The sequence below is a fragment of the Zunongwangia sp. HRR-M8 genome (assembly GCF_027594405.1).
GTDB lineage: Bacteria > Bacteroidota > Bacteroidia > Flavobacteriales > Flavobacteriaceae > Zunongwangia.
The window spans coordinates 3,534,522-3,546,530 of sequence record NZ_CP115161.1; the positions used below are offsets into that span (position 1 = coordinate 3,534,522).

At 36.1% G+C, this 12,009-nt stretch carries 11 protein-coding genes; 9 read left to right on the plus strand and 2 right to left on the minus strand.

From position 1 onward, the window contains the following. The first annotated feature begins 7 nt into the window (after positions 1-7). A complete protein-coding gene (locus PBT89_RS15310; protein WP_270062602.1) occupies positions 8-655 on the plus strand; it encodes a polysaccharide deacetylase family protein in 648 nt (215 codons plus the stop codon). Here PBT89_RS15310 and PBT89_RS15315 read toward each other — a convergent pair. Together PBT89_RS15315 and PBT89_RS15320 are read right to left on the minus strand one after the other, a co-directional pair. Then, complete coding sequence (locus PBT89_RS15315) at positions 652-948, minus strand: thioredoxin family protein (protein WP_270060049.1); 297 nt, start codon at positions 946-948, stop codon at positions 652-654. The genes PBT89_RS15310 and PBT89_RS15315 overlap by 4 nt on opposite strands. A 123-nt stretch (positions 949-1,071) precedes the next feature. After that, positions 1,072-2,286, minus strand: a complete 1,215-nt coding sequence (locus tag PBT89_RS15320) for a metallophosphoesterase (RefSeq protein WP_270062603.1) — start codon at positions 2,284-2,286, stop codon at positions 1,072-1,074. A 201-nt stretch (positions 2,287-2,487) separates the two neighbouring features. Here PBT89_RS15320 and PBT89_RS15325 point away from each other — a divergent pair, with 201 nt between their 5' ends. From PBT89_RS15325 to tsf, 8 genes are all read left to right on the plus strand, one after another. After that, complete coding sequence (locus tag PBT89_RS15325; protein ID WP_270062604.1) at positions 2,488-3,462, plus strand: isoaspartyl peptidase/L-asparaginase family protein; 975 nt, start codon at positions 2,488-2,490, stop codon at positions 3,460-3,462. A 19-nt stretch (positions 3,463-3,481) separates the two neighbouring features. Continuing rightward, complete coding sequence (locus PBT89_RS15330) at positions 3,482-4,798, plus strand: sugar MFS transporter (protein ID WP_270062605.1); 1,317 nt, start codon at positions 3,482-3,484, stop codon at positions 4,796-4,798. Between the two features lie 114 nt (positions 4,799-4,912). Beyond that, positions 4,913-7,738 (plus strand): DNA polymerase I, encoded by a 2,826-nt coding sequence (polA, locus tag PBT89_RS15335; RefSeq protein WP_270062606.1) that lies wholly within the window; start codon positions 4,913-4,915, stop codon positions 7,736-7,738. A 150-nt stretch (positions 7,739-7,888) separates the two neighbouring features. Further along, positions 7,889-8,929 carry an AI-2E family transporter gene (locus tag PBT89_RS15340; RefSeq protein ID WP_270062607.1) on the plus strand — a complete coding sequence of 347 codons (1,041 nt, stop codon included), beginning with the start codon at positions 7,889-7,891 and terminating at the stop codon, positions 8,927-8,929. A 268-nt stretch (positions 8,930-9,197) separates the two neighbouring features. After that, the gene (gene rplM / locus PBT89_RS15345) at positions 9,198-9,653 is read left to right on the plus strand and encodes a 50S ribosomal protein L13 (protein ID WP_270060043.1); all 456 of its coding nucleotides are present in this window, start codon (positions 9,198-9,200) and stop codon (positions 9,651-9,653) included. Further along, positions 9,653-10,039 (plus strand): 30S ribosomal protein S9, encoded by a 387-nt coding sequence (gene rpsI / locus PBT89_RS15350; protein ID WP_270060042.1) that lies wholly within the window; start codon positions 9,653-9,655, stop codon positions 10,037-10,039. The genes rplM and rpsI overlap by 1 nt, the downstream gene beginning before the upstream one ends. Positions 10,040-10,202: 163 nt before the next feature. Continuing rightward, positions 10,203-11,087 carry a 30S ribosomal protein S2 gene (gene rpsB, locus PBT89_RS15355; protein ID WP_270060041.1) on the plus strand — a complete coding sequence of 295 codons (885 nt, stop codon included), beginning with the start codon at positions 10,203-10,205 and terminating at the stop codon, positions 11,085-11,087. A gap of 89 nt (positions 11,088-11,176) precedes the next feature. Further along, positions 11,177-12,004, plus strand: a complete 828-nt coding sequence (gene tsf / locus PBT89_RS15360; protein ID WP_270060040.1) for a translation elongation factor Ts — start codon at positions 11,177-11,179, stop codon at positions 12,002-12,004. Positions 12,005-12,009: the final 5 nt, after the last annotated feature.

Sequence of the window (12,009 nt, forward strand, 5' to 3'; positions counted from 1 at the left end):
CTTTTTTATGAATCGTTTTATACTTAAATATCCCTGGATTCTAAAAAAGCTTTATCCAAAAAGACTTTCCAGAATTTCTTCGGAAAAAACACTATACCTAAGTTTCGATGACGGCCCTATTCCTGAAGTTACTCCGTGGGTACTAGAACAGCTTGAAAAGTATACAGCCAAAGCTACTTTTTTCTGTATAGGAGACAATGTTAGGAAGCATCCTGAAGTTTTTCATCAAATTGAAGCGAAAGGACATGCCATAGGAAATCACACATTCAACCATTTGGATGGCTGGAAAACATCCACTTCAGATTACTTAGAGAATTTCAGAAAAGCAGAGAATATTATACAATCTCAGCTTCAGAATTTATTTACTTCCGAAGAAAAATTGTTTCGACCACCTTACGGAAAGATTAAAAATAAACAAGCTTCTGAAATTACGAAACTTGGTTACAAAATTGTAATGTGGGATGTGATCACGGGAGATTTTGATGCCAAATATGATGAAGAAAAATGCCTTAAAAATGCAAAAAAACAAATACGTCCAGGCAGCATAGTTGTATTTCACGACAGTTTAAAAGCTGAAAAAAACCTGAAATACGCACTACCAAGACTATTAGAAGAATACACTAAAAAAGGTTGGAAATTTAAAGCGATCTATTAAGAATATTCTTCTAAGCGCGAAAGAATAGCCTCTGCCTTTTGTTCTCCACTTTTCCGCCACATCATTTCTCCATTTTTATAAATCATAAGTGTTGGCAAACCTTTTACACGAAGTGCTTCTGCCAATTGTGTATTTTTATCTACATCGATCTTAATCACTTTTGCTTTATCCCCAACAGCGGAAGCAACATCCCTCAAAATAGGATGCATATTTACAGAAGCTTCATTCCATTCCGTATAAAAATCGATAAGTACAGGTATATTAGACCCTACTAGTTCTCCAAATTTTGACATAAAATTGCGCTTTACTCGATAAACCGAGATATTATTTTTTTCAACATTCACCTTATTACAAGGTGATTTCTTTCTTTTAAACACTACTCCCAGACGCTAATCAAATATAATAATTAATCCTTATTATGCTGAAGCTTTTCCTTTTCGTAATTCTATTACACTAATCTCTGGCCATATCCCTACTCTACCGGGAAAAGCCAAATAACCAAATCCACGATTCACATTAATATACCGCTGATTCTCTTGGTATATCCCCGCCCAGTTTTTATAACGATATTTCGCCGGACTCCATTTTATAAAACCGGGAATCTCTATTCCAAATTGCATACCATGGGTATGACCACTTAGCGTTAAGTGATAAAATTTATTATGATTCTTCACTTTTTCCTGCCAGTGAGAAGGATCATGACTAAGCAATATTTTGAAATCTTTATCAGCAACATTTTTACCGGCAAGATCTAAATCTCCTGCTTTTTTAAAATGTCCACCTCCCCAATTTTCCACACCTACAACGGCGATTTTCTCCCCGTTTTTTTCTAAATATCGATGTTCGTTAAGTAGCAGATCCCAACCCATCTCAGCATGCGTAGCTTTTAATTTTTTCAGATTTTGCGCTTTTGCTTCCGCACTACTCCAATCTACATAATCACCGTAATCGTGATTTCCTAATATGGAATAAACGCCATCTTTCGCTTTTATTGTGCTGAAAAGTGATTTCCAATCATTCATTTCAGTAGCCATATTATTTACTAAATCTCCCGTAAAGAAGACCACATCGGTTTTTTGTTTATTAAGTAAATCTATTCCGTAGGAAACCTTTTCATGATTATCAAAACTACCGCTATGTACATCACTAATCTGGGCTATTCGGTAACCGTCGAAAGCATCGGGAAGATCTTCAAAATGCAATGTGTAGTTTAATACTCTGAAATCGTATTTCCCTTTAAACATTCCATACAAAACAGAAACAAAAGGAATCGCAGCTAGACCAAGCGCGAGCTGACTCACAAATTTTCGCCTGCCGGGAGCGCTGTAACCACTTCCAGAAAATGCTTTAAAAACTCCAATAAAAAATCGTGTAATATCTTGTCCAAAAAGAAAAAGTACGATAACAATTTTAGCCAGTAAAAAAGCAAGAACGATCCCAAAAGCAAATCCAATTGCACTAAAAAATCCTCCGCCTGCACTTTGCCATTGATAGATAAAATTACCAATCACAGCGATACTAACAAGGATATAGATTATAGTAAGCCACCAAGAACGGTTCAAACTTCTTAAAGCTTGATAAGCATAAATATCAATAAGCAAATAGAAAGCAATAAATAGCAGCCATCGCATAATTCTAGGAGATTTTCAACGAAGGTACTTTTAATCAATTCTTTATTATCCTTCTTTAAAATTAATTTAACGTAATAAGCCTTGTAAACACTAGCCTTAAAATCAAAATTCCTTAAAATTAACAGCGCTAACATTGTAAATTTACCCCGTAAACTCTACCTTTCCAGCTTAATTTCAGCTAAAACCTTATAGCTACGCACTATGAAACGTAGAAACTTTATAAAAAAGGCAGGAATCACGGGAGCTGCGATAAGTGCCACCCCCTCTATTTTCGCCCAGAATATTTCCGAAATCAAAACATCAAGAGAAGCATCTCTTCCCATTGCTATTGCGACATGGAATTTCCATGAAGCAACAAAAAAAGCCGGAGAACTTTTAAACAAAGGAACATCTGCACTTGACGCTGTAGAACAAGGTGTAATGGTTGAAGAAGCTAACTTAAAAAATACAACCGTAGGTAATGGAGGTGCTCCAGACCGTGACGGAAATGTAACTTTAGACGCCTGCATAATGGATCCAGAAGGAAATGCAGGATCTGTGGTTTATCTTAAAAATATTGAACACCCTGTCTCTGTAGCAAGAAAGGTTATGGAACAGACTCCGCATGTTATGCTAGCAGGAGAAGGTGCTTTACAGTTTGCTATCCAAAACGGATTTAAAAAGAAGAACCTACTAACCGAAAATTCTGAAAAAGCCTGGAAAGAATGGCTTAAAGAAAAAGAGTATAAACCAATCATTAACATCGAGAATCACGATACGATAGGCATGCTTTGCATGGATAAAGATGGTGATATCGCAGGTGCATGTACCACTTCTGGCTTAGCTTATAAAATGAATGGCCGTGTTGGAGATTCCCCAATTATTGGTTCTGGTTTATTTGTAGATAACGAAGTTGGCGGCGCAGCTGCTACCGGTATGGGAGAAGCTATTATGAAAAGCGTAGGCAGCTTTTTAGTGGTAGAGTTAATGAGAAACGGTCGATCTCCACAACAAGCATGTAAGGAAGCAGTAGAGCGCATTGTAAAAAAGAATGCCAATCATAAAGATTTCCAGGCTTGCTTTATTGCTATAAACAAAAATGGAGAGGTTGGCGGATATGCCATTCACGACGGTTTTTCTTACGCCAAGTATCAGGACAATGAAAATGAAAATGTAAAATGTAAAAGCTTTCTTTAAAGGAAAGTCTTAATTAACTATGAGTAACAACACAAACAAGTCGCATCGTACCGCATTTATTTTCTTAACTATTTTATTTTTCCTTTGGGGATTTATTACAGTATTAGTAGACTCCTTAATTCCTAGATTAAAAGAAGTATTTACTTTAAGCTACTTTCAGGCAGGCATGGTGCAGTTTGCTTTTTTTGGAGCCTTCTTTTTGCTTTCTATCCCTGCAGGTTATATTCTATCCAAAATTGGTTATAAAAAGGGAATAATCTTAGGTCTAAGCACTATGGCCGCTGGTTGTTTGTTGTTTTGGCCGGCAGCGTCCTTTAGAGTTTTCTGGGTCTTTATGGTAGGTTACTTTGTTCTAGCAGGAGGAATAACTATTCTTCAGGTAGCAGCTAATCCATACGTAACTATACTGGGTCCCGAAAAATCGGCTTCAAGTAGATTGAATCTTTCCCAGGCATTTAATGCCTTAGGAACTGCAATAGCTCCTGCAATTGGCGCATTATTTATTCTGAAAGATAAAGTAATGACAACTGCCGAAATTGAAGCATTATCTGCTGCTCAGCAAAAAGCTTATTATATTTCTGAAGCAGGCGCGGTACAAAAACCATTTGTTGGCATCGCTATTTTTATAGCAGTAATCGCTTTAGTTTTTGCATTTGTTAATCTACCCAAAGTAGGAGATAAAGCAGCTTCTAATGATTACAGAAATGTTCTAAAAAATAGAAATCTGGTGATGGGAGCTTTCGGGATATTTTTCTACGTAGGCGCCGAGGTAGCTCTGGGAAGCTATATGGTAAATTACTTTTTGAACCTGGAGTTATCTGAAATTATAAAATCCACTCCTTTTTTACGTAATATCGCTCAATGGATATTAGATTCTGGCCTAGAAGAAGCCAGCAATATGGCCGTAGTTGGTGTATTCGTCACATTCTACTGGACAGCCGCTATGATTGGCCGATTTATAGGGTCGTATTTAACCAAGAAATTTAATCCCGCATTAGTTTTATGTGCATTCGCACTTTGTGCTTTTTTAATGATTAATATTTCTAACCTTTCTGTTGGTATAGTTGCCATGGTTACGATAATATCCGTAGGATTATTTAATTCTATCATGTTCCCAACAATATTTAGTTTAGCACTAGATGGCCTAGGCGACGATAAACCACAAGGATCGGGAGTTTTATGTACCATGATCGTTGGTGGCGCAGTATTACCGCCTTCTTTCGGGTTTTTGACTGATAGATTTGGATTTGGTATCGCTTTCTTTTTAGTAATGATTGCGTATGCTTATATCTTCTTTTATGGTTTTATAAACCGCAAGAGACAAGTAGAAGTTTAAGACAAATAAGATCAACAACATATATAAAAACCGTTCATAAAAATGAACGGTTTTCTTTTTGTATAATATTATCTTCGTAGTTTTGGGAAGATACAGATAAATTTTTCAGTAAATATGGCTGCTCAAAAAAGACTTTTCTTAGTAGATGCGTACGCATTAATCTTCCGTGGATACTATGCTTTTATAAAAAATCCCAGAATAAATTCTAAAGGATTCGACACTTCAGCAATAATGGGATTTATGAATTCTCTTTTTGATGTTATAAGAAGAGAAAAACCAGACCACCTGGCGGTGTGCTTCGACAAAGAAGGAAGCGAACTAAGAACCGAACTTTTTTCAGATTATAAAGCCAACAGAGATGCTACACCAGAGCCAATTCAGGAAGCTATTCCCATAATTCAGGATATTCTGAAAGCCATGCATATCCCCGTTGTAGAACTTCCCGGTTGCGAAGCCGATGATATTATAGGTACTTTGGCAAAACAAGCCGAAAAAGAGGATTACCAAGTTTTTATGGTTACTCCCGATAAGGATTTTGCACAGTTAGTTTCAGAAAATATTTTCATGTATCGCCCGGCTAGAATGGGCAACGGTATCGAAATTTGGGGAATTCCAGAAGTTCAGAAAAAATTTGAAGTTGAGCGACCAGAACAGGTAATTGACTTTTTAGGAATGATGGGCGATGCTGTAGATAACATTCCTGGTCTTCCTGGTGTTGGTGAGAAAACCGCCAAAAAATTCCTGAAACAGTTTGGTTCTATGGAAGAACTCTTAGCGAATACCGATAAGCTAAAAGGCAAGATGAAAGAGAAAGTTGAAGCGAATGCTGAACAAGGAATTTTATCAAAAAAACTTGCCAGAATAATTATCGATTGTGATGTGAAATTTCATGCTGAAGACTACGAACTTTCAATGCCAGATTCAGAAAAAGTACAGTCAATTTTTGACGAACTGGAGTTTCGAAGACTTAAAGATCAATTTATAAAATTATTTAGCGGAGAAACCGAAAGCAATCAAACTCAGGTCACCAATTCTCCATCAGCCAAGAAAAATGCTAAAGTCGCAGGTGCGGGACAATTTTCTTTATTCGGAGGCGATAATTCAGAAAAAATAGAGGATAGCAATAGCAGAAAAACGCTAAAGGATACGGCGCACGTTTACCAAAAAGTAGATACCGGTTTGGCAATCCGATTGTTCCTTCAGAAATTAATGAAGCAAAAATCGGTTTGTTTTGATACTGAAACCACAAGTCTTAATCCACTTGAAGCCCAATTGGTAGGAATAGCGTTCTCTTGGGAAGCCGGTAAAGGATATTATATTCCGTTTGAAGAAGATGCTGAAAAAGCGCAGAATCTTATCGAATTGCTACGCCCTTTCTTTGAAGATCCTAAAATTGAAAAAATAGGCCAAAACCTAAAATATGATATCAAAGTTCTAGATAAATATGGCATAAAGATTAAAGGGAAGACTTTCGACACCATGATCGCCCATTACCTAATTAATCCTGATATGCGCCATAATATGGATATTTTAGCCGAAACCTATCTAAATTATACTCCGCAACCCATTTCAGAATTAATTGGTAAAAAAGGCAAAAATCAAAAAAGCATGCGTGATGTTCCTTTAGCCGAACAAACGGAATATGCTTCTGAAGATGCCGATATCACCTTTCAGCTTAAAGAATTTTTTGAAAAAGAATTAGCTGAAGCTAATACTCGCAAATTATTTGACGAGATTGAAATGCCACTAGTCGAGGTGCTTTCTGATATGGAAATTGAAGGAATAAATCTAGATTTAGATTTTCTGAACTCACTTTCTGAAGCTTTAGATCGTGATATTAAAGAATTAGAGACTAAAATTTATGAAGAAGCAGGGGAAGAATTCAAAATAAGTTCTCCCAAGCAATTAGGGATTATCCTTTTTGAAAAATTAGCTTTAGTTAAGAAACCGAAGAAAACAAAAACCGGGCAATACTCTACCAGCGAAGATGTTCTTTCTTATTTAGCCGCAGAACACCATATTGTTCAATATGTTTTAGATTACCGCGGACTCGTAAAACTACAAAACACATACGTTGATGCTTTACCGGGACAGGTTGAAAAAACCGGCAGAGTGCATACCGATTACGTCCAAACTATCGCAGCTACCGGAAGACTAAGCTCCAATAACCCTAATTTGCAAAATATCCCAATTCGTACCGAACGCGGTAGACAGGTTAGAAAAGCTTTTGTTCCCAGAAACGAAGATTATATATTATTAGCTGCCGATTATTCTCAAATTGAACTACGTATTATTGCTGCACTAAGCGAAGAAGAAACCATGATCAAAGCATTTAAAGATGGCGAAGACATTCATGCTTCAACCGCATCGCAGGTTTTTAATGTTCCCTTAGATGAAGTTACGCGAGAACAACGTAGTAACGCAAAAACCGTAAATTTTGGGATTATATATGGTGTTTCTGCTTTTGGTTTAAGCAATCAAACAAGTTTAAGTAGAGCCGAATCTAAAGAACTAATAGACACTTATTACAAAACCTACCCAAAACTCAGCAATTATATTGCAGATCAGGTTGCTTATGCAAGAGAAAACGGATATGTTTCTACAATTTTAGGCAGAAGAAGATATTTAAAAGATATCAATTCTCAGAATGCAGTAGTTAGAGGCGCTGCTGAACGTAATGCAGTAAACGCTCCTATCCAGGGAAGTGCTGCGGATATTATCAAAATAGCAATGATCAATATTCACAAAAAATTTAAAGAAGAAAAATTTGAAACAAAAATGCTTCTTCAAGTTCATGATGAATTGGTTTTTGATGTTTATAAACCTGAATTGGAAAAAATAAAAACGCTTATTAAATCTGAAATGGAAAGTGCTTATCAACTTGAAGTTCCTTTAGATGTTGATTTAGGAGTGGGGCAAGATTGGCTGGAAGCGCATTAAACAGAATTTAGAATTTATACAAGCATAGGTCTCTGGAACAAAACTTAAAGTTATTATCCGGCTATTGATGTCTTAAAATTAAGCATTCGTTAAGATAGTTGGGACAAAACTTTGATAACTTGGAAGAAATTTTAATTCCAGACCAAAAAAATGCCAGCCAACAAACCATCAGAACCACACTATTCTTTCGTTAAGAAAGTTTGGATTGTTGGTCTAATATTCTCTTTAATTGCTATTATCCTTCTTCTTTTAGAAGCAACATTCGACATCCTTATCTTAATACTTGCAGGAAGTCTTATCGCTTGCTTTTTCAGAGGTTTGGGAGACTTAATACATAAAAAAACTTCCTGGAGTTCTAAAATTTCGCTTTTAACAGCAGTTATTGGCGTGATTCTAATTGTCGCTGGCTTATCCTGGCTTATTGGAGCAACCGTTTCTTCTGAAATTGCAAAAATGGAAGAAACTTTCCCAAAGCTATTAGAAAATGCCCAAAATTCACTCAACGGAAGTAGATTGGGACGCGAAGTTTCTATGCAACTGGAACAAATTCAATCTTCAGAAAAAGTACCAGAATTTCTTTCCAGGTTTTTTATGACCACTTTTGGAGGAATTGGTGATATCTATATCATATTATTAATAGGTATCTTTTTTACGGTTTCGCCATACATTTATAAAGAAGGAGTAATTAAGTTAATCCCTCCTTCACAAAGGGAAAGAGCAAATGACATCCTAGAACGGCTAGTAAACGGACTGACAAAATGGCTAGCTGGTAAATTTATTGCCATGTTTGCCGTATTTGTATTAACAGCAATTGGCCTGGCCATTTTGGGGATGCCTATGTGGCTCACATTAGCTATTATAGCAGGAGTTTTAAATTTTATACCAAACTTTGGTCCTTTAGCAGCAATGATTCCTGCAGTGCTAGTTGCACTTACTGAAGACCCTACTACAGCACTTATCGTCGTGATTATGTATTCAGCAATACAATTGTTTGAAAGTAGCTTTATTACTCCAAGAGCTCAACAAAGACTTATTAAAATACCACCAGCTCTAATAATTATTTCTCAAATTTTTGTTGGAGCATTAACAGGTATATGGGGAGTTATATTTGCTACTCCGCTTATGCTTATTATTATTATACTCGTTCAGGAACTATATGTTAAGCCAATGGAAAGATATAGTGAGAATTAGATTTCGAAAAATTTCAAAGTTTTTAGCTTTAACATCAAAAATCTATTTTTGAATAATCATTGTACCCTACTTTTCAGAAGAGAGAGACAAGCACATTAGAGCTTAAAACGTATATCTTTGACTATCAAATCGCTTCCAATAAATTTTAGATAAAAATGATGTTTGCTATATAAATTTATAATTGTACATTTGCACCCCCTGAATTTCCCCTTGCTACAACTTTGGGGTTCAGGAATGGAATGTTTAATAACAAGTAAATTTAATTAGTGTGGACACATTAAGCTACAAAACAGTATCAGCCAATAAGGCGACAGTAACCAAAGAATGGGTACTTGTAGATGCTGAAGGACAGACTTTAGGCCGCCTATCATCTAAGGTTGCAAAAATCATTAGAGGTAAGCACAAGGCAGACTTCACCCCACACGTTGATTGCGGAGACAATGTAATTGTTATCAACGCAGAGAAAATCAACTTAACTGGAAAAAAGTGGGATGCTAAAGAATACATCCGTCACACAGGTTATCCAGGTGGACAGAGAAGTCTAACTGCTTCAGAATTATTTACAAAAGCGCCAGAGCGTCTTATTGAAAAAGCAGTAAAAGGAATGCTTCCTAAGAACAAACTAGGATCAGCTCTTTTCCGTAATTTAAAGGTTTATTCTGGAACTCAGCACGATCATGAGGCTCAAAAACCGAAAACTATTAACTTAAACGATCTTAAGTAATGGAAGTTATTCACAAAATTGGCCGTAGAAAAACGGCTGTTGCACGTGTATATGTTTCTGAAGGAAATGGAAACATCACTGTAAACAAAAAAGATCTTAACGATTACTTCACAACAAGTACGTTACAATACAAAGTAAACCAACCTTTCAATCTTACTGAAACTGCTGGTACTTTTGATGTAAAAGTAAATGTATATGGTGGAGGAATCACTGGACAGGCTGAGGCTATCCGTCTTGCTTTATCTAGAGCAATGGTAGAGCTTAACGAAGAAAACAAAGGAGCACTTAAACCAGAAGGATTACTTACAAGAGATCCAAGAATGGTAGAGCGTAAGAAATTCGGTCAGAAGAAAGCTCGTAAGCAATTCCAGTTCTCTAAACGTTAATATTTACCGGGTTGTTACCCAAACAGTTTATTTAAATTAAAAATTTTGTTGTTATTCCAATTACGATTGGAAGTTAGTTTAGCATCTAAACAATCAGGGCCATACTTTAAACAAGTAGCCACCTGAATGTTGCTATCTCAACAGAACGTAAACTATTACAAAAATGGCAAACAAAGTAGAAGTTAAAGAATTACTTGATGCAGGTGTACATTTTGGACACCTTACAAGAAGATGGAATCCAAACATGGCTCCTTACATCTATATGGAGCGTAACGGAATTCACATCATCAACTTATATAAAAGTGCTGCTAAAATGGAAGAGGCTGGTGAAGCCCTTAAGAAAATAGCAGCCAGCGGCAGAAAAATACTTTTCGTTGCTACCAAAAAACAAGCAAAAGAAATCGTAGCAGAGCAAGCTGAAAAAGCAAACATGCCTTACATCACTGAAAGATGGCCTGGTGGTATGCTTACCAACTTTGTTACTATCCGTAAAGCTATTAAGAAAATGGCTTCTATCGATAGAATGAAGAAAGACGGTACATTCAACACTCTTTCTAAAAAAGAACGTCTTCAGGTAGATCGTTTAAGAGCTAAGTTAGAGAAAAACTTAGGTTCTATTGCAGATATGACCAGACTTCCAGGTGCATTATTTGTGGTAGACATTACTCGTGAACACATTGCTATTAAAGAAGCTCAAAAATTAAACATTCCAATTTTTGCTATGGTAGACACGAATTCAGATCCTCGTGAGGTGGATTATTTGATTCCTGCCAACGATGATGCTTCAAAATCTATCAACAAAGTAGTTTCTTACGTTTCAGATGCTATCGTAGAAGGTTTATCTGATAGAAAATCAGGTAAAGATTCTAAGAAAGCTGATAAAGAAAGTAAAAGCGAAAAAGCGGCTCCTAAAATGCCAAAAGCTGAAGGAGAAGTTCCATCTAAAGATGCATCAGATCAAAAAGCCATGAGTGAGGCTAAGAATGATGTTAAATTAGAATCTAAGCAAGAAACTTTAAAGAAAGCATCTTCTAACGAAGAAGAATAAAATAACATTTTGGTAAATTCTATGAGTCGTTTAGTTTTTTTCTTTGCAGAATGAACTAAGCGACTTATTCATTAAAAACTAAAACAACTATGGCAAAGATAACCGCCGCTGAAGTAAATAAATTAAGAAAAGCTACAGGAGCAGGAATGATGGACTGTAAAAAAGCTCTTGTGGAAGTTGATGGTGATTTTGATAAGGCTATTGAAGTTCTTCGTAAAAAAGGACAAAAAGTAGCTGCTAAGAGAGCCGATAGAGATTCTGCTGAAGGTGCTGCAATTGCAAAAGTAAATGCAGACAATTCTAAAGGAGCTGTTATCTCTCTTAACTGTGAAACAGATTTCGTTGCTAAAAACGATGACTTCGTAAAATTAGCAAATGATTTCGCAGATCTTGCATTAACTGTTTCTACTAAAGAAGAACTTTTAGCTGCAGATTACAACGGAATTTCAGTTCAAGATAAATTAACTGAACAAACCGGTGTAATTGGAGAGAAAATCGAAATTGGTGCTTTTAAAACTTTAGAAGCTCCATTTGTAGGTTCTTACATTCACGCTGGTAACAAAATTGCTGTTTTAACAGGTCTTTCTAAAAATGTAGAAGGTGCTGAGGATGCTGCTAAAGATGTTTCTATGCAGGCGGCTGCAATGAATCCAGTTGCTCTTAATGAGGAAGGTATCGACCAGACTATAATTGATAAAGAAGTAGAAATTGCTAAAGATCAATTAAGAGCTGAAGGTAAACCAGAAGAAATGTTAGATAACATTGCTAAAGGAAAAATAAAGCGTTACTTTAAAGATAACACTTTAGTAAACCAGGCTTTTATTAAAGACAACAAACAATCTGTTGCACAATATGTAAAATCTGTAGATTCAGATCTTACTGTAGTTGCTTTTGAAAGAGTTGCTTTAGGAGAGTAATTTCT

Coding starts and splice junctions, on each gene's coding strand:
- PBT89_RS15310 (WP_270062602.1), top strand. CDS start 8: ATGAATCGTTTTATACTTAAATATCCCTGGATTCTAAAAAAGCTTTAT.
- rpsB (WP_270060041.1), top strand. CDS start 10,203: ATGGCAAACAAAGTAGAAGTTAAAGAATTACTTGATGCAGGTGTACAT.
- rpsI (WP_270060042.1), top strand. CDS start 9,653: ATGGAAGTTATTCACAAAATTGGCCGTAGAAAAACGGCTGTTGCACGT.
- PBT89_RS15325 (WP_270062604.1), top strand. CDS start 2,488: ATGAAACGTAGAAACTTTATAAAAAAGGCAGGAATCACGGGAGCTGCG.
- tsf (WP_270060040.1), top strand. CDS start 11,177: ATGGCAAAGATAACCGCCGCTGAAGTAAATAAATTAAGAAAAGCTACA.
- PBT89_RS15340 (WP_270062607.1), top strand. CDS start 7,889: ATGCCAGCCAACAAACCATCAGAACCACACTATTCTTTCGTTAAGAAA.
- PBT89_RS15315 (WP_270060049.1), bottom strand. CDS start 948: ATGTCAAAATTTGGAGAACTAGTAGGGTCTAATATACCTGTACTTATC.
- polA (WP_270062606.1), top strand. CDS start 4,913: ATGGCTGCTCAAAAAAGACTTTTCTTAGTAGATGCGTACGCATTAATC.
- PBT89_RS15320 (WP_270062603.1), bottom strand. CDS start 2,286: ATGCGATGGCTGCTATTTATTGCTTTCTATTTGCTTATTGATATTTAT.
- PBT89_RS15330 (WP_270062605.1), top strand. CDS start 3,482: ATGAGTAACAACACAAACAAGTCGCATCGTACCGCATTTATTTTCTTA.